Below are 22,894 nucleotides of genomic sequence, written 5' to 3' on the forward strand. Positions count from 1 at the left end.
TGGTCGATGCCCATTAGGAACTGGGGCATTATTTTAAACCAGTTTTTGACTATATTTGAAAAAAGGGTCCGGCTTTAATCAAGCCAAACCCTCGATTTATAACTTACACACTTCTCGGGATAGTGTCCATTTAACCCGATTTCAACAATCTATAATTTTGACAGTAATGGTTTTAACTACGTAACGCTGTATGCACACAATTTAGGAGATATTTCGCCAAATACCTGCACCATAGCCATAAACGGCGTCGAGTTTATCCTAGAAGCAAATTTAGATGCTAATGGTTCAATTGACGTAGTTGTTGGTGGTTATGGCGTAAGCTGCAACTAACTGCTTTATCTAATAAAATTAATTTGTTATTTGAGTTAGTCATTTTGGGCGGTCTTAATACAATTTATTTTCTTTTTTGAAGTTAGGTTTAAGTTAATTTAGGCCGCCCAATTATTAAACCAAAAATATTTTCATTTTCCACGCAACCTTTTTAAAAAGCTTGCATCTAGTAAATACTAAACCAGCTAAAGATGAAATTACTACTCGTACTCAGCATTCTTATAGTCATTAATATTTTATTATTGGTGTTTAGTGTCAATAAAAAAACAGAACCTTGATTTAGATTCTGTTTCTGATGTAATTGACTTTTTATCCAAGTTTTAATTTTTATCGCAAGAAGCCAAAGTGCTTAGATAGCTTTTGGTTAACTTTTCTAAATCATTCAGATAATGGTCTTTAATTTCTGAAATGTTTTTCTGTTGAAGGCCAGTTTCTTTGTCATCATAACTCAGCAAACTATGCTTGCAATCACAAACTTGCAATGTACTGTTAAAGGTTTTAATATTTGAAGCAATAATTGATTTGTAATGTTTAATTGTTTTTTCCTTTTCAAAAACTTCCGACTTTAACTTCTGCGCGGCCAATTTCAGTTTTAATGCTTCTTCTTTTTTTTTCAGTGCCAATTGTTGTTCTTCAAGTTGTTTTTGTTCAAGCTCCAACGCAGTCAATTCTTTGTTTTTATTGGAGGAAGCGGTGAATTTATCCAATTCAACAATACTTTCTTTTGCAATTTCGCGGGCGCGTTTCACAAAAAAACGGCCGTCCTCATAAGTTTCAGCCGTTTCAACCATAGCGAGATGGTCAATACCTTTTTTTATTAGGGAAAGTGCAGTTGTGCAACCACATTCGACAAGATTTTTCTTCGACAGCTTAAACGATTCCAACGATCGGTTGGCGTAATATTTTAAATGGCTAATGTTGTTGGCTTCATAAGAATCCTTTACGTGCGAATAGGCATTCACTAAATAGCCATTGGCTTCGTCACAATGGGTTTGGGCATACGTTATTACGTACGAAAATAGAAAGAATAGAAAATAAAAATGTTTCATGGTTTGGGGTTGGTTACATAAATAGGTTGGGCGAAAGTATGAAAATATGTATAAACACCTGTGCCGTTTATCGAAATTAGGGCATTGTAAAAATCAATGGGAATGAAATTAGATTTTCGCAGCCCATTATCCGATACATTTTTTATATTTAAGCTTCCCATAAAACACTAAGCATGGATAAATACAAAGTCACTTCTCCCATAAAACTGAAAAATACTAAAACAAAAGTTGAAATTCACAACGCTAAAAAGAAGCTTAAATCAATTCGGAAAAAATTGGGCGATTGGCAAAACACCATGTATGCGCACGATAAATATGCCGTTTTGGTATGCTTGCAAGGGATGGATACAGCGGGTAAGGATAGCTTAATCCGCGAAATATTTAAAGATTTTAACGCCCGCGGAGTTATGGTACACAGTTTTAAAGTACCTACCGACAAAGAATTGGGGCACGATTACCTTTGGCGCCACTACTTAGCCCTGCCCGAACGGGGTAAATTTGGGGTTTTTAACCGAACGCACTACGAAAACGTTTTGGTAACACGTGTACACCCCGAATATATTTTGGGCGAAAAAATTCCGAATGTTAACTCTGTTGACGACATTGACGAGACTTTTTGGGAAAAGCGCTTCGAGCAGATAAATAACTTTGAAAAACACTTGGCCGATAACGGTACCATCATTTTTAAATTCTTTCTCAACATCTCTAAGGAAGAACAGAAAAACCGATTGCTACGCCGATTGGACAAACCTGAAAAAAACTGGAAATTCTCGCCTGGCGACCTTGAAGAGCGTGAGCTTTGGGACCAATACCAGCATTGTTATGAAGAGGCCATAAACAAAACCTCGAAACCCCATGCGCCTTGGTACACCATTCCGGCCGATGATAAGCCCACCGCGCGCTATTTGGTGGCGAAAACTTTGTACGATACCTTGAGTGCCTATGCTGATATAAAAGAGCCCGAACTGCACGACGATATTAAAGCCAATATTGAAGCTTATAAAAAGCAATTGGAAAATGAGTAGTATTTGGGCGTTTTAACGCGCTTTCACTACTCAATCTTTTTAAAATGTCATTGCGAAGGAGGTACGACTGTGGCAATCTGTTTAATTTTGGTTCCAATCAAAATTAATTTTTTAAAGTTTTAAAAAGGATTTCAAACAAACCGTTCAATCGCTAACGCATTTGGAAACATTTGTTAATGGTGCGAATAAAAGCAACTTACAGATTAGGCTTTCCAACTCAGCCTAAAAAACTTTCCGACTTAGCGCCTTTGCGAGAGATACAAGCTACTTCCTTAAATTCTTGATCCGTTGTAGTAAAGTAGGATGCGAGTAGTGCATAAACACGTAAGCCGGATGCGGCGTTAAATTGCTCAAACTGTTTTTACTCAGTTTTTTTAAGGATGTAATCAGTGGTTCAGCTTTATAGGTGTTTTTGGCATAGTCGTCAGCTTGGTATTCAAATTTTCGCGAAAACCAATTCATAATCAATCCAGTAATTTCAGAAATAGGGGCGTAAAGCATACCAAAGGCCACCAAACCAATGTGGAAACTGGGGATTTCAACCCCCAATGCGTTCGATAGCAACGGACTCGAAATAAACAAAGACAGGACATAAAGCATCACGCCTGTGGTTAAAACCGAAACCACCAAATTAAAAATGATGTGTTTCTTTTTGTAATGTCCCACTTCGTGCGCTAAAACCGCCACAATTTCTTCGTCCTCCAAATCATTTATTAAAGTATCGTAAAGCGTTACCCGTTTTTCGCTTCCAAAACCTGAAAAATAAGCGTTCGCTTTTGTGCTTCGCTTCGAGCCATCAATCACAAAAATCTTATCGAGTTTAAAGCCCACCGTTTGTGCGTATGCCGAAATTTTATCGCGCAAGCTACCTGTTTCCAAGGGCGTTTGTTTATTAAACAACGGAACAATCAATTTGGAGTAAAACATATTCATAAACACCGAAAAAATGGTAATCAAGCCCCAAGCATACAGCCAAAACTGACTCCCCGAAATTTGATAAAACCACACCACAAGTGCCAAAATACCGCCGCCAAGAATAGCCATCATCAACCAACCTTTTACTTTATCCAAAACGAAGGTTTTTAACGTGGTTTTATTGAATCCGAATTTTTCTTCAATTACAAAAGTGCTGTAATATGAAAATGGAGTCGTTAAAATATCGCTGCCAATCATGATAATTCCGAAGAAAATCAAAGCCACAATAATGGGATTGCTACTATAGCTACGGGCGATGTTATCTATCCATTCAAACCCGTCAAAAATTAGAAAAGCAAGCGTTAGCACCACCGAAAATGTCGAAGTAATCAATCCGAATCGATATTTGGTGGCTTTGTAATTTTGCGATTTTTTGTACTCGGCGTCATCGTATACATCGGCCACTTCTTTGGGCAGTTCGTCCTTAAAGTGCTTGGCGTTCAGGGCGTCCAAAATTTTGTCAACCAAATAGTTGATAACGATTATGGCTATGATGATGTAAAATAGGGTGTTTGCGGTCATGTTTGTTTTTTAAGTCTTTTAACGTCACCCTGAACTTGTTTCAGGGTCGCATCGGATATTAAGAAGGATGTAATGCAGAAACGAGTTCGAGCACGATGGGTTATTCAAAATTCCGTTGCCTTTTGGCTTCAAAAATAAGAATTCCCGCGGCAACTGAAACGTTCATCGAGTCAATTTCGCCCTGCATGGGGATGATGATGTTTTGGGTAGAATGTTGCCTCCAGGCTTCGCTTAATCCAGTGGCTTCGGTGCCCACTACAATGGCTGAAGGTTTAGTGAAATCTTGAGTATGGTAATCTACCGAAGCTTGTAACGCGGCGCAGTAAATATTAATGTGGTTCGATTGTAAGAACGAAATAATTTCGTCAGTCGTTCCCATAGCAATGGGCGTTGTAAATACACAGCCTACACTCGAGCGGATAATATTGGGGTTGTACAAATCGGTTTTGGGATTGGCAATAATCACGGCATCAACATTTGCGGCATCGGCAGTGCGTAGCAAAGCTCCAATATTTCCGGGTTTTTCGGGTGCTTCAGCCACTAAAATGAGAGGGCTTTCATTGTTAAAAACTAAATCCTTAACGTCATGTGTTTTAGTTTTTGCAACGGCTAAAATGCCTTCGGTAGTACCGCGATGCGCTAATTTTTGATAGATTTCTTTTGAGATTTCAATGACTGTAATTGGATATTCTACGGTACTTCGGCTGCGCTCAGTGTGACCGTTCAATTCAACATTCAAAAGTAAATTGTTCAACTGCTCTTCCGGAAATAACTCCGCGCAAAACAATACAGTTTCCAAGGCATAACCGCCCTTAATGGCTAATTCGATTTCGCGTTGGCCTTCAATTAAAAATGTGCCCGATTTTTTACGTTCGCGCGATTTGTCTTTTAATTGGACCAGTTGTTTAACTAAACTATTATTGGTGCTTGTAATTTCCTTCATAATATATGCGCAAAAATAATCCTTTTTTTATGTAATCAAGTGATAGTATCTTCGTCAAAGCAATAAACCTCAAACAAAATGAAAAAACTAGTACTACTATCCATTTCCTTATTTATTTTATCTTGTAAAAACAAAACTTCAGAAACGACTGTTGAAACGACACCCCAAAATACTATCAAGGAGCAAAGCAAACCCTCGAAATATCCAGAAGCATTAGTAAAGGTGTTTGATGCGCATGGCGGACTAAACAAGTGGAACAAAATGAAGTCACTTTCTTTTACCATGGAAAAACCCGATGGGAGAGAAGTAACCACCGTAAATTTAAAAAACCGGAAGTCGTTTATCGATATGCCAGAGCACGCCATTGGTTTCGATGGTAAACAAGCTTGGCTGCTAAATAAAAGTGAGGCCGAATACAAAGGCAATGCCAAATTTTACTATAATTTAATGTTCTATTTCTATGCCATGCCTTTTGTATTGGCCGATGATGGTATTATTTACAGTGAAGCAGAGCCTTTGGTGTTCGAAGGCCTATCATATCCAGGCATTAGAATAGCGTACCAAAGTGGCGTTGGAGAATCTCCAGAAGATGAATATGTGCTGTATTACAATCCTGAAACTTATAAAATGGAATGGTTGGGCTATACCGTTACCTTTTTTACAGGAGAAAAAGAGCCCGAACTTCACTTTAGAAAATATAGCGATTGGTTGGAAATTAACGGCTTGTTGCTGCCTAAAACCATAGTTAGATATAATTACGAAAATAACTTACCAACTACCGTGCATAGCGAAAATCATTTTTCAGAAGTATCGGTATCTGCAGAAAAACCGAATGCAGACTGGTTTAAAGTGCCCGAAGGCGCTACTGTTTTAGAGTAGTTATAAATTAATGCCATCAAAATAATTTACCAGCAGGGCCACTACATAATTGTAGCTTTCCATACCCTTGCTCTGTTGGTTGGCTTTTAGAAAATTACCGTAGAATAATTTAAAAAAAGGTTCGGCAGGGTTTTGGTGTTCGTCCCAAAACTCCCGGACCTCTTTGTAATTCTTTAAAATTCCAGGGTTCACGGTTTCAACCATGGTTTCGTAAAGTGCTTCGTCACGTCGATAAATTTCATTTAAACAAAATCGCAGCCCGAAGGTGTATCCAGAATAATTAAAGTAAATATTTTCATGATTTATAGCTGCTAAGCAACCAATAAAATTGGCCTCGTTTTCGGCCGCATAACCCAATTGATGTGCAATTTCGTGGGTTGTGGTTGTGGGGAATTTAAAGGAGGGAATCAGTCCGTCAACCTGGGCTTCATTGGTAAGCGGATTTAAATAGCCGCTAAAGCCCATATAGGTTAAGGGATAACTGAACAATGATTTTTTTACACTTCTCGGATGGTATTCCAAATGCGGGAATTGCTCTTTCAAACGGTCGTAGCCCAACGGCGCCTCCTTTAAAATGGTATTTATGCCAAAGGGCATATCCACCTTTAAGCTATCGTGTTCAGCAATTTGTAAATGGATGTGGTTCGCTTTTTTAATTAATTTTTCTGTGACCAAAACCAATTTTTCAGTGGTATAATCGGATTCTAAATTCAAGTTTTTGTGTAAGGGCAGTCGGTAATAGTTAAGGCCCCAAAGCACATGGAACGCAAAGTAAACTACAGCCAATGCCGCAGCCACATCGCGCAACCAATTTAGGGTGTCTTTTCGCAGACGTTTACGGTTTTTATACAGCCAGCGCAGCACATAAATTATAGCCATGGCATACACCACATCGCCAAACGAAAACGGCAACCAGCCCAAGGTATACCTGAAAGTTTTAGATATTATAGGGTACAGACCGTTACTGTAAAACCGCTCAATAAACTCGGGGAAAAGTGCTATTAGTTTCACTAAAAAATACTGCGGAACCAACGACAGCGCTAGTAGGTTTTTCTTGTTTTTCAGCATGTTTCAAAAATAATGAAATTTTGTACTTTTAAGCTTCCCTCATTTGTAAATGTTCATTCTCGTTTTTGTTACCTTTGTTCGAATAAAAACATCAAAATAATGAGCCAAGACATCAGACAACTTCAACCTACTGCACTTTGGAATAAATTTGCCGATTTAAACGCCGTGCCACGTCCTTCCAAAAAAGAAGAACGGGTTATTGCTTTTATGAAAGAATTTGGCGAAAACTTGGGATTGGAAACTTTAGTTGATAAAGTGGGCAATGTCATTATAAAAAAACCGGCAACTCCGGGTATGGAAAATCGAACTACTGTGGTAATGCAATCGCACCTCGATATGGTACACCAAAAAAATAACGATACGGAGTTCGATTTCAATACGCAAGGCATCGACATGTATGTGGATGGCGATTGGGTAAAGGCCAAGGGCACAACGCTAGGCGCTGATAACGGTCTGGGGGTGGCCACCATTATGGCTATTTTAGAAAGCAACGATATTGAGCACCCTGCCATTGAAGCGTTGTTTACCATTGATGAAGAAACCGGGATGACAGGAGCTATGGGATTAAAAGGCGGACTCCTTTCAGGCGGTATTTTGTTGAACCTTGATACCGAAGAAGACGATGAAATTGGAGTAGGTTGTGCCGGAGGAATTGATGTTACGGCAAAAAGAAATTATGAAGAGGAAGAAACACCCGAATTTAAAATAGGCTACGAAATTAAGGTTAAAGGGTTGAAAGGCGGACATTCAGGCATGCAAATCCACGAAGGCCTAGGCAATGCCAATAAAATAATGAATCGATTACTATTTGACGGGTTTGAGCATTTCGGACTGCGGATTTCTGAAATTGATGGTGGCGGTTTAAGAAACGCCATTCCGCGCGAAAGCAAGGCCATTGTGGCCATTGATGCGGTTAAGGAGCAACAATTTTTATCTGAAATTAATCAGCTCGCAGAGGCTATAAAATTAGAGTTTAAAACTACCGAACCTGATTTAACCATTGAAATATTAAAAACCGAAACCCCAAAACATATCATGGATTTGGGGGTTCAAGAAGGGTTTACTAGAGCGGTTTATGCCGCTGTAAACGGGGTGTATCGCATGAGCGCCGATATGCCGGATTTAGTTGAAACGTCTAATAATATAGCTCGAGTTCTAGTAAAAAACGGAAACATTGAAGTGGGCTGCTTAACCCGTTCGTCTGTAGAAAGCGCTAAAACCGATTTAGCCAATACCCTACGTGCTACTTTTGAGCTTACGGGTTGTGAGGTGGAGTTTTCGGGAGAGTACCCGGGCTGGCAGCCTAACATGGATTCAAAAATATTGAAAGTCATGGTGCCTATATACGAAAGATTGAATGGTGAAAAACCACACGTTGCTGCTTGCCATGCTGGTTTAGAGTGCGGCATTTTAGGCCAAAATTATCCTGATATGGATATGATTAGCTTTGGACCAAACATTAAAGGCGCACACTCACCCGACGAGCGTGCCCAAATTTCATCGGTTCAAAAATATTGGACTTTTGTGTTAGAGGTTTTAAAGAATATTCCTTCTGAAAAATAACGAAAACTAACTTTTTGTCGGATTTATTTGTTTTTAATCGATATTTTTCTTAGGTTTGAAATGAAAAAACAAAGGTGTTTTAAAAGCATTATTTTAGTGAAACATAAAGTAAGCATCCCAATCTGCCTCTAAAAAGAAACATTTAAATAATGCTTTTTTTGTTATAAATCAATTTTGTAGTAAGATTTTGATTTAATTAGAAAAAACAGGTTTTCAATCTAAAATCAAAGTCGCAATTACCCAAATAATCATTGCATCAATCAAAACTTAAGACAATATTTCCTTCGGGAGAACTCAAATTGTATCTGATAATTTGATGGTCTTCGTTACTTTTTGGAACCATTTTACCACTAAATTTAACTTTAGAATCATCATCTCTCGTTACGGTAAATTCAATGTCAAGACCATTAAAACTTCCTGTAAACGGATTTTCTAACCCATCAATATCATTTGGATAGTCAATTTCTGCACCAAAAATTTCGCCCGATTCTTCTCCTTCTTCATCGCTTTGTATAGAAAAAGAGTAGCCATTTCCACCAACCACTGGCCAGGTTGCGGTAAAAGCCGGTATAAAAACAATGGCGGCAATCGTTTCGGCGCCACATGCCAAAATAAGGCTTAAAAGGCTAATTATTAGTGACTTTTTAATTAAATAAAATACTTTCATATCTATTAATTTTAAATGGTTAATCGTTTATGGTTCGGTCCTTAAATCTTCCTTTAGTTTGAAATAAAACCGCTGTATTTGGTCTTCAACATTATCAATGGCGGTATTTAAACCTATTGAAGAATTTTTCGAATTCCAAATGATATCTTCTTTCAGTCTTTCCCGTTCCCTTTTGTTTTGATTTGCCCGATAATCCAATATTTTTTTTCGAACGTTGTTCAATTTAAGAATGTGTTTTTTATGAATGTCATTAATCATATCATCGTAAATAGATTGCAATTCTCTTCCGTAATTACTACTCCAAACCGATTCAAAACTTAAAAGGTAGTTTTCACCGTTGTCATTCCAATCAATAAAAATGTTGTTGTAGGCGTTTATTATGGTTTCCAGTTCTTCAAAGTATGCTTCGTTTTTTAGGGCGATATCTATAATGTCGCGAAATGCGATATGCACATCTTTAGCCTTTACAATGTAGGTGTCCAATTTTTTTGAAATGATGCTGAACTGTTCGTTTTTAGCCTCCAAAATTTCCTTGAAATGAAGTTTGGTTATAAGGTCTTTCATGTACCTTTTGCGGGCAGAATTGCTGTTAATGGTAGTTTTATCGATAATGATGCTTTCTTTTTTAGGGATTTCGCCATTTTCCAAATTCTGGAAAAAAACAGATACTTCATAAACATGGCCATCTACATCGTCAATCAATTGCCCGAAAATAACCGTTTCGGCTCTCAGGTTTTTAAGTTGGTCCACGGTTTCGGTTGGCAAGTTTTTTACGTTCGAAATTTGGTTTTCCATATCCCGATGTGCCAAAACCAGATTGTGGTTTCGCCTTTGTAGCACGGTATACTTATCCAGTTTTATCAGTTCGGTTTCGAAATCGTCGGTGAATTTTGAAGCAAATTTTTTAATGGCAGGTTCGCTGGTTTTAAAATCCCAAACATACACGTTGCTATTTTGGGCAAACAGGTTGGTAGATAAATATACCGTGATGCACGCTATAAAGCCAAATGTTTTAACCAAAATGTTGAGATACTGTGCCATGTTTTAAAGTATTGATTTGTTTAATTACATATTATGGGGACTTGTGTATTGTTTTCTGTAATGAGCCGCTGTGTACTGCATCGTTTGTTTCCTAATTTTATATCGAATTTGTGGCTGTCGTTTTTTTTAATAACTCTAACTGTGGCATAAACCCCCGATGTTTTTACAACCGTTGCTTTTTTGGAATCAACATAAATATCGGCGCCAATCATGTTTGAAGGCAAAACGAGTTTTACAGTATAGGTGTTCAGTTTAAAAATGTCTGGGTTTACCGTTAAAATGCTGGACTTGGCCAATTGATCTGATTTGTTGATTAATTCGTGGTTGGTGGTTGACAGTTGCCTAACCTGTTTGTTGAGTAAGGCCGAAGCTTCTTTGGCTTTAGGGCATTCGGCCAAATCGTTTTCAAGTTTGGTTTTAAGCTTGTCTAAATTTTTTAGTTTATCTTGTTGATTGGTCAGTTGGTTCGATAAATCGGCGATGGTACTTTCAAAATTTTGAATGGAATCGTGCAGCTTTCGTACTTTTTCTCTGCTGGCCGTAATCTCCACTCCAAAAACGCTTACATTTTCGGCGTGCGAAATCAATAATTTTAATTCCGGTTTGAATAAAAATATAGCGATTAGGCCAAATACCGCCCAAATTAGGGTTTTGTGTGGGAATTTGGCAGTGTCTTTTTCTTGTTCTTCCATGGCTCGATGGTTTTAAATTATGGACTAAACAATTAAATCATCATCAGTGTCCATTCCTGTAACCTTTTCGGAAAGTTTAGTGCTATTCAAAAAATCATTTGAAAAAAAAGTGAGCATCTCATCGCTAAGTAATTTTTTCCGTTGTGTTTTCCATTCGTTTACTACACTTTCGCCGTACATGTCGTTAACCAAGTTTGGGAATGCCCAATCACTATTTTTGCCCCAATGTTGTGTAAACGGAATGTTGTTTTTTTGCAAAACTTCAATAATACGCCTCGAATATTCTTTAAGGCTCATAATTCTTCGCGTTTTTTTCCATAGCACGCCATCAATTTCCAGGACACAGGTAATTGGGAATTTGGTAAAGCCCAAGGTGGCCTGGGTTTGCTTTACAAAACGCATGGCGAAAATACCTGGAATAGGGCCTTCGTTTTTGGTTAAATCGGCCAATAATTTTAGGGCTTTCGATGAGTTTTTATGGTCAATCCCCACCGAACAGGCAAAAGCAGGCCCTTGATACGGGGCATCCCAGAAAATTTCGGGCACGGTACCCGTTAAATTTTCGTCCACTTTTGGTAGAATGGATTTTCGAAGACGTTTTACCAACCACGGAATACTCTTCGGAAAATTTTCGGCCATTTTTGTGAACAGATAAATCAAATCGCGGTAAAGCGATTGTTTGATAATGGGGAAGGGGTCTTTGTAGTCGGTTTTAAACGGCGCTTTGTACATCAGTTCCACCACATATTCGGGCTCGTTGCTGTAGGGGTTGATGAATACTTTGTAATGGTACGGTGTTTTGCCATGGCCGTCGGGAGTGGTTTCTTCTGGAATTTTGAAGGTTGAATTTTTAAAATCCATCGTATCGGCCAATTTCAGAGCTACATTTTTGTCAATTTTTTTTACATAACGGTTCAGCAGAAATCTAGGTTCGGCCTCAATCACTATGCTGTGGATGAAGCCAAAACCACCCAGTCCGACTAAAGCGGCATTGAACAAATCATCATCACGGATTATCTTTTTACTGAATTTTTCAGCAAAAGCATCGTTAAGCGCGGGTGCGGACTGTCGTTCCAAATAGACGCTATCGGTTTCGTTTGGCCCCGTAATTAAATGGATGCCCACAACATAATCCTGTACAGCACCAACTCCAAGAGCAGAGCCGTGTACGCCGGTAGAAATGCACCCCGCAATGGTTTGTCCGTTACTGGCGCCCGTGGTTTTTAACGATTTTCCGTGGGCGGAAAGCACTTCCGAAATCCGTTTTATGGTCGTGCCACATTCAAACAAAAACAAATTGGAAGCTTCAAAAGTTGTGCTGCCATGGCAGTTGTTATTTTCAATGGGCATGTGAAGGTTCATAAACCCATTGTAGTGCATGCGGTCGCGGTGGTGTGCAATATTGTTCATGGACCACGCCGAACCGTAAGCCCTAAATCCGTGATTGGCCTCGCGGGTTTCCTTGATTAACCTTTGGATTTCTTTGGAGGCATCATTGTAACGGTCTATTTTGTTCGGCATGTTCCCATCCCCCTCCAGTTCGGTGATGTAGAGTTTTTTCAGCGGAAATGGCCCATTATTATGTAGGGTGTCCCATTCTTTTAGGTTATGTGTTTTTGTGGTGGCCATAATGTTAATTTGTGGGTTTCATACAAACGTATTTTACTTTCATTTTGCGTTTTCTTCCTAAGGTAACCACGCTCAACAGCGACCCTCCAAAGGTGTTTTTGAATTCTACCGTGTGCAGTTTTCCTGTTTTACAGGCATCGGTTTCCTTAATTAAATAGGTGAAATCTTTGGAGGTTATGTCAATTTTAATCACGGTGTCGAGTTCCACAACCTGCATGCCCCGATAGTAATCGTCTCGACTCATTAAAGGATCGGGTTGCGGAGTACCGTTAATGCTTCGCAGCCTCACGGAATAGCAGGAAACGAATAAAAAACAGATGCAAATCAGCGCGAGTATTTTGATGTGTTTTTTCATTTTCTTTTGAATGGTTTTAAACAGATTTTAAAAGGTTTAAGGTTTTTGAAGCGAAATCGCCGCCAAAGTTGGCCGACAAATCCAAAGATTCTTCCCGCCCAAGGGTATAGTGCAATTGGGTAACATTTGGTGGGGCGTAGCACAGCACCAAATCGGTAAAAACGTTGTAAGCGCCTTTGGTTTTTTTATCGGAATCTGTAAGTTCGCCATAACTGGTTGATGCAAATTTTGAGCAATCCTGAAGTTCGTTTTTATGGTTCAGGTAACTTTTTCCGGCAATGACTTGGCATCCGGCCGAAAAGTTGGAACGCCCAACACCCGTCCAATGGATATTGATGGAAGGGTTTACTCGTAGCCCTTTCAATTTACCTTGGCTGTCGGTTACTTTTATATCGTTGTTGGTAAAGGCATTGTCGTTGTCCCAATCGCGGATGATCATCACGCCGTTGTGGTCGGCAGGTTTTAGGGCGCGGTATATTTTCTTTTCCACCGAAATTTTATGCCACCCAAACCGGTACGAATGTTGTCCTTCAATTAAAAAAGCTTCATCTTTCCGTTGGGCCATGGCAACACTGGGGTCGGTAGAGCCCCAAAAGGTAAACACCATCCCATTAATCAGCAGGAAAAACAGGTCGTCATTATCCCGCCTAGTGGTGCTTTCGGTCTGCTTGCGACGTACCCCAATGAGGTGGATGTTGTTGCTACTAAAATCCCAGTCTTTTGGTTTTTTAGTGGCGTAGGTTTTTGTTAGACTGTTTAAATGTTTTAAGATGGGGCCGGGGTTGGCCACGTAATGTTGCTTGGCTTGGTTGAGCAAATTCATCCAATGGGTATATTCCGGAGTTGGATTGCTGGCCGAGTGCTTTCCCCATTCTGAAACTTTGCCTTCTTGAATCCAGCGGTGGATATGCGACCAAGTACCAGAACCCACAATGCCGTCTGGAACCATGCTCGGAACATTTTCCGTGCTTCGGACATACTCTTGAAACAACCTCACCGCTGCTTGGGTAACATAACCAAACACCCCATCAAAAGCACAACGGGGCATAAAACCGGCACCGTGCAGAAATTTTTGCAATTGTAGCACATCGTTGCCGCTGCTTTCGCGAAAGGAACGCCACTTGGTGCGGTCGTCATCACGAAACGACACTTTTCCTATTAAAAGCCCGTCGATATGGTAGGGTTTTAAATAAGCGGTTCGCCTGTTTGGCCGTTTTCCGGCGTCGCAACTTCCTAAATATAACACGGGCATAGTTAACAGATTTAGTATTTGTTCAATTCTTTTTTTATCATTCTTAAGCTGTCATTGATTTTTTTGTTTTTCACATAATGTTGTAGAAAATCAATTTGTTCAATTTCAATATTGATGTAACGCTGACTGTATATTTGCTGAAAAATCTGCTTGTACCAACTTAAAATGGTATCTTCCCTGTGACTTTTGTTTTCGGGGTTTATCAACAAAATGGCGTAGCTCACTTCGGTCATGCCAATGAGCACAGAAATATCGAGGTCGGCTTTATCAAAATCATCAAGTTCTTGGTAGAAATCGTCAAGGAATTTTTCAAGGTTGTTCACCTTTTTAAAAGCTTTGCTTTCCTTTAAAAGGGTGAGCATTTTTTTGCCGTTCAAACTTTCGAGTATATGTGCTATGAATATGAGGTTTGAAAGGGCATCGAGATATTGGCCGCTAAATTTGTCGTTTGATGTATCCAAAGATTCTTTGTAATACTCAAAAGCATATTGTAAATATTCAATTTCTTCGTTTTTGGGCAAATTGCGGGCCGTTTGTTTGTAAGTGTTGCCCACAATGTTCAGTCGGCTGGCATTACGCCCGGCCAAGGTCAGTAGTTTAATTTCGTCGAGATAGGCCGAAATGGTATCTTTAACAGCATTTGCTTTTTTGGATTTTTTGGCTTCTTCGATATCATTTTTCAAGCGTGAAGATTGCACGGTGCAATACTGCTCTAAAGCCTTAATGGAATAGTTGCCATTATCGAATTTAAACAGGCCTTTATATTTTTCGTAGGCAATATTGCTCATGCCCAATTCGTCGTAAATCATAGCTTCTTTTTCGAGAACCATGGCGTCGAGCAAATTGGATTCCTGTGCCAAATTGATGTATTTGTCTAATCGGGTTTGGGCAGAAATTTTATCTTCTTTTTTATCGCGAATGGAAATGAGTAGATTATCCAAATCGGTGTGGATTTGAGATGCCACAACATATTCCTGTTCGCTTTCGCTGAACTTTCTTCGACTTTTGAATTTATAAAACTGGTTACCGTAGCATTGGTATGCCCCCCAAGTATTCGAGCTTTTATGTTTTTGGTAACACTCGAAGCGCGCCAACTGCACAGCATTTCCAAAATCGTAACCTTGGAACATTTTTTCGTAAAAGGTTTCCGAAAATACTTTTGCGGCGTTATCGTTTACGGCCCAACCAGAAATAACGATGGCTTTAACGCCCATTTCAATAAGTTGGGTGCCTACATTTGCGGCCAGCCTGTAGCGGTCTTTGCTGTAGGCATCGTCATTGGCATTTAAAACACCGGAATAGCAACAGTTAATAAAGATGAATTCGGGCACGTAGCCAATTTGGTTGATCATGGCCGGGTCGATGCAAATGCCTCCGCCAATGGCAATACCCACGTTACAATTTTCGGGGTCGTAAATGCCGTGGCCCGCAAAATGCATAATTTTATAATGCCTGCTGAACAACTCCATCATAATGTTTTTGGTTGTAGAATTGACCAGCGCATTGGTGTTGTAACCTGCTTTTTTGAGTTTTGTGGCCACCCATTCCGATTCCGCCTTAGCTGCCGGAAGCTGTGGCAAATCGCTTTGGTTGTAAATGGGGTCGCCCACAATAAAAGCTTCGGTGTTGTTTAGTGAAACCGAATTGTAGCGAGAAGAATCTTCGGTGACCAACTGCCTGATGAAACTTGAAGTAACCGAAGCAGGGGTTTCGGTAGTGGTGTTGTCGTGCAAGAGCTCCCACGGGATTTGGGCTGCGTATTTATCCAACTTGAGCACTAAATTGTTTTGATCTCTAAATTTGCCTTTAAAATCGTTGGGCACCAGTATTTCAAATAAGGATTTGGAAAGCCGTTGATCCCAAACCGAGCTGGTGGACATTTCCTTTAGCAAATAATTTATTTTATGAAGCCCGATGCCCACCATTTCCTGTTCCACACGCGCTAAACTGTCGGATGAATAATACTTAAAACCGGTAATATCATTGTCCGTGTCGCACTTGCTGTTGTCGCCTTTTAAACTGTCAATGTGTAGGTTGTACCACCAATCGTAACTGTTGGTATGGAATACACGACGTTTTTTGGCACCTGACCGCTTCGTGATGCCTTTTTGCAGGACAAACGGAATGCGCTCGTCTGAATTTTGTTGACGCGATAAACTAAAATACGCCTCGCTGGAAATGCTCTCGTAATAGTTTATAATTTCAATGTCCTGAATGGGTTTTAGCCCAGCTTTCATTTCGATAATGCGTTGGTTTGCTTTGGCGATACCGAGCAAAATACCCTTAACAGAATCTTCAACAGGCAGTTTGCCGTAGCCCGTACCCAATAACACGAGCGACAGCCCTTTAGCATATTTTTTAGCTCTTGGCAAGGTGTAATTGTCTCGCATAAACATCGCGTACTTTAGCACTGCTTGACGGACTGTTTTAGAAAGTAAGTAGTTGGTAAGAGCATCGGTGTTTCCAAGTCCGCAAATAATGGCACCTTTGGGTTGGGTATTTAGGTTGAAAAACACTTCACTTTCCCCAATTTGGCCTGGATAATAGCCAATGCCCATGCGTTGGGATAGGCGGTTTCCTAAATAATCGTCTAAGGCCTTTTCGGCACTTAAAATCAAATCCATGAAAAAATGGCCAACCATAACAGGGTAGGAGGCTACCCTTAAATCGCCGTGTATCACCTTGACATTAAAGGTGGTCGCTTCGGTTTTTTTCTGTTCCCTAACATCGAAAATGGCGTTGATAACGTCTTCAGAATTGTAAACGGGCTCTGGAGCTTCGTAAATTTCAGAAATAATTTCACCGCCTCTGGTAATGGGTTTTTGGGTGCTCAAAGCATTGGTGCTTCCGGTTGATAAAATATCTGAAATGCCTTGGAAAATTTCTGGCTCGTTAGAAAGGTCGCCGTGCGAAATTTGCGTATAATAAAGTCTGTTGGTGTTGAGAAGTTGTTTGGGGATGCCCGTAGCCCAAGTGACACTGCCATCGCCATGCGAAGTGGCTTTGTAAACCAATTTCTTTTTGTTGGAAAGGAACCTGTTTTTCAATGAATAATCAAAAACGGTTTTGTCGGCCTGCCCACAAACATAATAGATGTTGGTAAAATCTTCACCCTTTAATTGATTGGTGAAATTGATGACGTCCTTCCGGTAGCTTTCAAAACCCGACAAGGATTTTGCATTTGTTTTTGGTGTGGGCATGTGTTTTAAATCGGCTTGAGCATCCAGATCGTTCCAGAATTTTTCCTCCCAAAAAGGCCTTTCGGGATCTTCTTCAATGGGAAGGAGTTCAAAAATGCCGGGATATTTCCAGAATATTTTCAATAAATCGGCACGATCGTTTTTAAAATCGATGGCGGCCAATTGTTTAACGCGTCTGCTGTGCCCAGTAAGCACTTCCATAATAAGGTAAGAACCCAGCCACGGCGTGCCCAACATGATGAATTTATTGGCGCCGTTTTGTTTGAAAGCTGACCACGTATCGGGAAAATCCATCATAAACTGGCGAACCAACAAGCCACCCATAGAATGCGCCACAAAATGAATCTTTACATTGTATTTGTTTAGGATGTCTTCAACCTTTTGCTTGAGGATTTTAGCGGAATCCTTTAACGATTTTCGCCAATCGAACTGCATGGTGATAACATCGTATTGTCCCGATAAATGCTCGGCCAAATCGTTATAATATTTTTCAATAACACCACTGGCTTTTACGTTGGAGGCACTAATGTTAAGGTCTTTGGAAATGCCACCATCGTTAAGTTTTCGCATGTTTACCCATTGGTGGTCGCCGTTTCTGGAAATGGTTGACCCCATGATGCCGGGAACTACAAAAACCACATCTCGCGTAATTTTTTCGGGTGAAAAGATAACCCCGTCAAGGGAGAGGGCGTCCAGTAAAATACCGCGTTCGCCATCGGTATAAAGTTCTTTTTTATATAATGTTACTGGAGTTTCCGAATTAGCGTGCAGTGCTTCTAAAATGGCAGCACAAGAGCCGTTTGCTGAAAAATAATTAAAATGATTGGTGTCGCTGCTTTGCGCCAAGTGTTTGTAAATGCCATTTTTTCTAACCACACCATGCTCCATTCTTTTGGTATCAACCACCAAATCGTTCGCTTGGCGATAAAATAAATTGGCCAGAATCACTTTTAGAGAACTAAAATTAACGCCGCCCACTTCTGAATCTCCTGCAATATTGTACAAATCACTTTCAACGGTTGATCCCGAAATATTCATCATTTTTTGAAACAACGATTCAGGCATCATCGCATTTAAACCCGGTAAGGTTTCTAGATCTTCTTTTTGGCTAACCAGCTCCAACAAAAAGGCTTTTACATTTTGGTACAATGGGTTGGTAATACCAAAGGCCAGTGAAACGGCATTGAGCAAAAGGTTGAAAAAGTGATCGACACGCCGCGATAAAATAGTGGTGCCATTGGATGGGGCAGCCACGCGTACCACTTTGTTTACGGTTATCTTTTTTTCCTTGGCCATTTTGTTGATGTCGTGCATCAATTCGCGATTAGGTTTGTTTTCGTCATGTTTTAAAACGGCAATTTCATTGTCACTAAAACCAGTTATGGTATTTCGTATATCGCATTTGGCCAATATATCGGCAACAATTCCTCCGCGCGAATGACTCAAAATATCAATGGTGCAGCCAATAGGGCAATCGTTTAAAAAATCGAGTGCATTTTTCAACGGACTTACCGATAAGGTGCGGTGTTCTAAAGCCCAAATTCGTGAGCCGTAAATGGATACAATGTCTTTCCATGCCTTGTTGTTGCTATTCAGTTTGAAAAAGGCATCAGTGCAGGTTGATAAAGTACCGTGCAATAGTAGCAAATAAGGTCTGGTTTGGGTAGTTGGTACCGAATATTCAATTTTGTTGAAGTTGGAATCTAACCGAAAAAGTCCCGGATTGGGCTGGATTTTTTTATCGTAGTTTTTAGCCAGGGCTTCCATTGTTGTTTTGGCAATACCTTTTGGTGAAAACACACTAAATACGCTTATTAAAGCACGTTTTATGAGTCCGCGGCTGTTGTCTTCGGTAGTTATTTGAATGTCGAAAATATAATCTTCATCCACTATAGAACGTTCCATCTGTGTTTTTTTGTCGTATATAGCTTGCACATCTTCGGGGTGGCCAATCCATTCGGTTTGGTCGGTAAATTGGATAGCAACCAAATCGTTGTTCTCAAGTTCTATGGTATTGATATTGTTGCTGGACCGCGTCGCCGAAACCTCGATGTAAGTTTTTAGTTCAAACTGTTGCGAAAGGGTATTGGGTATAAGGTGCGTAGCTGTTTTAACATCCTGTTTTAAACCTATTATTTTGGCTTTTTTTGTCATGGGTTTAGTGTTTAGGAATGATGGAATTACTATCTAAAGAATGCTTGTTTTCTGATTCTATCTGGGCTGAAATGAAAAAGGAAGAAAAAAAACTTTGGTAAAAGTGTTGGTGAACAACCATAGCGATTTAGTTTAATTTGTTATTACAAATCCACTTAAAAAGCGATGCTTTATAAGTGAAAAATTGAGTGTGTGGAAAGGCCTTTTGGGGATTAAAAAAGGCTTTTAAACACCATCGCTATTAATGAATAATAATGTGGGGAGGATTATAAAACTACTAAATAAAGCTTAATAATCAAAGAGTTAGGTTGTGGTTTTTTGTGGGGGAATAGAAAAATGATTTTCCATATTGGCCTTAGGGTACAGGGTCGTAACCCGATCCGCCCCAAGGGTGACAACTTAAAATCCGTTTTATTGAGAGCCATCCACCTTTGATTAGTCCGTGTTTTTGCAACGCTTCTTTCGTGTAGTTCGAGCAGGTGGGTGAGTATCTGCAAGTAGCGGGCGTAAACGGAGAAATAAAGGTTTGGTACACCTTTATTAAAAACAAAAATGGCGCAATGAGTAGTTTTTTCATGTGTTGTCGACCTGTCTCGTTCCAATAATTATTGCGAATCGAGATTATTTTACGTGCTCACTCAATGTAACTTGTGTGGTTCTGAAAGATACGTCAATTGTGCCGGGAGTGACAGTTCAGAATGGCGAACAATGCAACTAATTTACTGAAAACGTGGTACCGTCTTTTCCGTCTTTAAGTTGAATGCCAATTTCGGCAAGTTCGTCTCTAATTTTATCAGATAGAGCAAAATCTTTGTTAGCGCGAGCTTCTTGTCTTAATTTAATTAAAACATCAACAGCACCAGCCAATTTATCGGTTCCAGAGTTGTTATTGGTGTTATTTACAAGTCCGAGTACATCAAACACAAACCCGTTAATGGTATCTTTTAAAGTTTGTAAATCGGCTTCAGAAATATGCTCTTTACCTTCTTTTACTTGATTGATGTTTTTAGCCGCTTCAAACAGATGCGCAATTAAAATAGGCGAATTAAAATCGTCGTTCATGGCATCGTAGCATTTTTGTTTCCAGGCGAAAACATCAAACGTCGAGGTTTCAGAAGTTTTAAGTCCGTCTAAAAGGCCAACAGCTTCCATTAATCGGTTAAAGCCTTTTTCGCTTGCCAAAAGTCCTTCGTCGGTTAAATCGAGTACGCTACGGTATGATGATTGCGCCACGAAAAAGCGAATAACGCTGGGTGAATAGGCTTTGCTGAAAAACTTATTATTACCGGAAAGTAACTCTGATGGGTTTACCGTATTTCCAGTGGATTTAGACATGCGTTGCCCGTTTAGCTGAAGCATATTGGCATGCATCCAGTAGTTTACGGGCGATTTGCCTTTTGCAGCTTGGTTTTGGGCAATCTCACATTCGTGGTGCGGAAACTTTAAGTCCATTCCGCCGCCATGGATGTCAAACTGGTCGCCTAAATACTTGGTGCTCATTGCGGTGCACTCTAAATGCCAACCCGGAAAGCCATCGCTCCAAGGCGAAGGCCAGCGCATAATGTGCTGTGGTTCGGCTTTTTTCCAAAGGGCGAAATCTTGTGGATTCTTTTTATCACTTTGCCCATCGAGCTCGCGCGTATTGTGTATTAAGTCTTCAAGGTTGCGTTTGCTCAGTTCGCCGTATTGGTTGGTTTCATTGAATTTGTGAACATCAAAATACACAGAGCCGTTAACTTCGTAAGCAAAACCATTTTCTATAATTTTACTTATGAGTTCAATTTGTTCAATAATGTGACCAGTTGCCGTGGGTTCGATACTGGGCGGTAAAAAATTAAAGGTATTTAAAATGTTGTGAAAATCGACGGTGTACTGCTGAACCACTTCCATAGGTTCAATTTGTTCCAACCTCGCTTTTTTGGTTATTTTGTCTTCACCGGTATCGGCATCGTTTTCTAAATGGCCGGCATCGGTAATGTTCCGCACATAACGCACTTTATAACCTAAATGTTTTAGGTATCTAAAAACCATATCGAACGACATAAAGGTACGTACATTACCCAAATGCACATTGCTATAAACTGTAGGGCCACAAACGTACATGCCTACGTAGCCTTCTTCAATGGGTTTAAATGTTTCCTTTTTGCCTGTTAACGAATTGTATATTTTTATCTGTTGTTCTTTATAAAGTTGCATTAGTGGGCGGGCTTGGTTATTTGTTGGGGGAAATAACTTAAAATTTGGTATCGAGTTTAATGTAATCTAAAAATTCGCGGCGAGTTGCCATATCTTTAAATTTTCCACCGAATTCTGAGGTTACCGTACTACTTTCAATATCTCTAATACCTCTTGAGTTAACGCATAAATGCTTGGCGTCGATAATACAAGCCACATCTTTGGTGCCCAAAACGCTTTGTAGTTCGCGCACAATTTGAATGGTTAATCGTTCCTGTACTTGCGGGCGCTTTGCAAAGTAATCTACAATACGGTTCATTTTGGAAAGCCCCACTACAGAGCCATTGGAAATATAAGCTATATGGGCTCTTCCTACTATGGGTAGTAAATGATGCTCGCATGTAGAATACAATGTAATGTTCTTTTCAACCAGCATTTCGCCGTACTTGTACTTATTGTCGAAAGTAGAAGCGCTTGGCTTTTTGTCTGGATCTAATCCTCCAAAAATTTCCTTAACAAACATTTTGGCCACACGGTTTGGGGTGCCCTTTAAGCTATCGTCGGTAAGGTCGAGGCCTAAGGTTTCCATAATGTGTCGAACGTCATCTTTAATGATGTCAATTTTCTCTTCATTAGAAAGTTTAAAGGCATCGCTACGCATGGGGGTATCTTCAGAAGTACTGATGTGGTTGTCTCCTATAGCGTCAAAATCTTCTAAATTACTGTCGAATTTCATGTTACATTTATTTTTTTTAACAATGCGGTATCGTTGCTTAAACTACAGGGCTTTGTTTCAGCGAGTTGTGTTTTTGAAAAGCTAACTAACACCCGTTAAAAATTTAGTTTGCAAAGATAAGCATTATACTTTTGTTATGCTTTTGTGTTTGCAAATATTTAATACTTACAAAATTTGACGTTAAATTTATGTAAAATCAACAATTTGTCTGTTGGTTTTTTGGTTAGTTTTGTTCTCGAATGGTTATTTATGAAACTATTTTGCTGTTAATTAATGACTTAAAATAAAATAGATGAATTGGTTATTATTGGTTGTCGCTGGGCTTTTTGAGGTTGCATTTGCGTTTTGTTTAGGTAAAGCAAAAGAGTCTGCTGGAAATGAAATGTATTTGTGGTACTTAGGGTTTTTACTTACACTGGCTGTAAGTATGGCGCTTTTGGTAAAAGCCACGCAAACATTGCCCATTGGTACGGCCTATGCCGTTTGGACAGGTATTGGGGCAGTGGGTACCGTGTTGGTCGGTATTTTTGTTTTTAACGAGCCTACCACTTTTTTAAGACTTTTGTTTCTTTCAACATTGATTATGTCTATAATCGGGCTGAAAGCCGTGTCTCATTAAGGATGTTTTTCCTTCATAGT

At 39.7% G+C, this 22,894-nt stretch carries 18 protein-coding genes; 4 read left to right on the plus strand and 14 right to left on the minus strand.

Translation table 11 applies throughout. The features are described 5' to 3' along the window. Window positions 1–650: 650 nt before the first annotated feature. Window positions 651–1,379 (minus strand): hypothetical protein, encoded by a 729-nt coding sequence (locus HC176_RS05375; RefSeq protein ID WP_167917162.1) that lies wholly within the window; start codon window positions 1,377–1,379, stop codon window positions 651–653. Between the two features lie 173 nt (window positions 1,380–1,552). On the opposite strand from HC176_RS05375, the gene HC176_RS05380 reads away from it, so the two are divergent. Continuing rightward, window positions 1,553–2,404, plus strand: a complete 852-nt coding sequence (locus tag HC176_RS05380) for a PPK2 family polyphosphate kinase (protein ID WP_167917163.1) — start codon at window positions 1,553–1,555, stop codon at window positions 2,402–2,404. A 264-nt stretch (window positions 2,405–2,668) separates the two neighbouring features. Here HC176_RS05380 and HC176_RS05385 read toward each other — a convergent pair whose 3' ends face one another. Together HC176_RS05385 and HC176_RS05390 are read right to left on the minus strand one after the other, a co-directional pair. Beyond that, a complete protein-coding gene (locus tag HC176_RS05385; RefSeq protein WP_167917164.1) occupies window positions 2,669–3,901 on the minus strand; it encodes a M48 family metallopeptidase in 1,233 nt (410 codons plus the stop codon). Between the two features lie 100 nt (window positions 3,902–4,001). Next, window positions 4,002–4,844, minus strand: a complete 843-nt coding sequence (locus tag HC176_RS05390) for a TrmH family RNA methyltransferase (protein ID WP_167917165.1) — start codon at window positions 4,842–4,844, stop codon at window positions 4,002–4,004. 78 nt (window positions 4,845–4,922) lie between these two features. On the opposite strand from HC176_RS05390, the gene HC176_RS05395 reads away from it, so the two are divergent. After that, a complete protein-coding gene (locus tag HC176_RS05395) occupies window positions 4,923–5,723 on the plus strand; it encodes a DUF6503 family protein (RefSeq protein WP_167917166.1) in 801 nt (266 codons plus the stop codon). On the opposite strand, the gene HC176_RS05400 is transcribed toward HC176_RS05395, so the two are convergent. Beyond that, the gene (locus tag HC176_RS05400; RefSeq protein ID WP_167917167.1) at window positions 5,724–6,791 is read right to left on the minus strand and encodes a DUF3810 domain-containing protein; all 1,068 of its coding nucleotides are present in this window, start codon (window positions 6,789–6,791) and stop codon (window positions 5,724–5,726) included. 99 nt (window positions 6,792–6,890) lie between these two features. Between HC176_RS05400 and HC176_RS05405 the strand changes: the two genes are divergently transcribed. After that, window positions 6,891–8,354 carry an aminoacyl-histidine dipeptidase gene (locus HC176_RS05405; protein ID WP_167917168.1) on the plus strand — a complete coding sequence of 488 codons (1,464 nt, stop codon included), beginning with the start codon at window positions 6,891–6,893 and terminating at the stop codon, window positions 8,352–8,354. 256 nt (window positions 8,355–8,610) lie between these two features. On the opposite strand, the gene HC176_RS05410 is transcribed toward HC176_RS05405, so the two are convergent. The 10 genes from HC176_RS05410 to folE form a co-directional block, all read right to left on the minus strand. Beyond that, entirely contained in the window at window positions 8,611–9,021 is a 411-nt protein-coding gene (locus HC176_RS05410; protein ID WP_167917169.1) for a hypothetical protein, read from the minus strand. A gap of 27 nt (window positions 9,022–9,048) precedes the next feature. Then, entirely contained in the window at window positions 9,049–10,062 is a 1,014-nt protein-coding gene (locus tag HC176_RS05415) for a hypothetical protein (RefSeq protein WP_167917170.1), read from the minus strand. A 20-nt stretch (window positions 10,063–10,082) separates the two neighbouring features. After that, window positions 10,083–10,754 carry a hypothetical protein gene (locus HC176_RS05420; RefSeq protein WP_167917171.1) on the minus strand — a complete coding sequence of 224 codons (672 nt, stop codon included), beginning with the start codon at window positions 10,752–10,754 and terminating at the stop codon, window positions 10,083–10,085. A gap of 24 nt (window positions 10,755–10,778) precedes the next feature. Continuing rightward, the gene (locus HC176_RS05425) at window positions 10,779–12,383 is read right to left on the minus strand and encodes an FAD-binding protein (protein WP_167917172.1); all 1,605 of its coding nucleotides are present in this window, start codon (window positions 12,381–12,383) and stop codon (window positions 10,779–10,781) included. Window positions 12,384–12,387: 4 nt separating this feature from the next. After that, window positions 12,388–12,738, minus strand: coding sequence for a hypothetical protein (locus HC176_RS05430; RefSeq protein WP_167917173.1), 351 nt, complete (start codon window positions 12,736–12,738; stop codon window positions 12,388–12,390). Between the two features lie 16 nt (window positions 12,739–12,754). Next, window positions 12,755–13,990: a peptidoglycan-binding domain-containing protein gene (locus tag HC176_RS05435; RefSeq protein ID WP_167917174.1), complete on the minus strand. Its 1,236-nt coding sequence runs from the start codon at window positions 13,988–13,990 to the stop codon at window positions 12,755–12,757. Between the two features lie 11 nt (window positions 13,991–14,001). Continuing rightward, window positions 14,002–19,344: a DUF7379 domain-containing protein gene (locus HC176_RS05440; protein ID WP_167917175.1), complete on the minus strand. Its 5,343-nt coding sequence runs from the start codon at window positions 19,342–19,344 to the stop codon at window positions 14,002–14,004. A 355-nt stretch (window positions 19,345–19,699) separates the two neighbouring features. Beyond that, window positions 19,700–19,921: a membrane protein insertion efficiency factor YidD gene (yidD, locus tag HC176_RS05445; RefSeq protein ID WP_167917176.1), complete on the minus strand. Its 222-nt coding sequence runs from the start codon at window positions 19,919–19,921 to the stop codon at window positions 19,700–19,702. A gap of 137 nt (window positions 19,922–20,058) precedes the next feature. After that, entirely contained in the window at window positions 20,059–21,540 is a 1,482-nt protein-coding gene (gene cysS / locus HC176_RS05450) for a cysteine--tRNA ligase (protein ID WP_167917177.1), read from the minus strand. A 37-nt stretch (window positions 21,541–21,577) separates the two neighbouring features. Beyond that, window positions 21,578–22,255, minus strand: coding sequence for a GTP cyclohydrolase I FolE (gene folE, locus HC176_RS05455; protein ID WP_167917178.1), 678 nt, complete (start codon window positions 22,253–22,255; stop codon window positions 21,578–21,580). A gap of 292 nt (window positions 22,256–22,547) precedes the next feature. On the opposite strand from folE, the gene HC176_RS05460 reads away from it, so the two are divergent. Beyond that, entirely contained in the window at window positions 22,548–22,874 is a 327-nt protein-coding gene (locus HC176_RS05460; RefSeq protein ID WP_167917179.1) for a DMT family transporter, read from the plus strand. Window positions 22,875–22,894: the final 20 nt, after the last annotated feature.

The sequence above is a fragment of the Tamlana crocina genome, assembly GCF_012037625.1.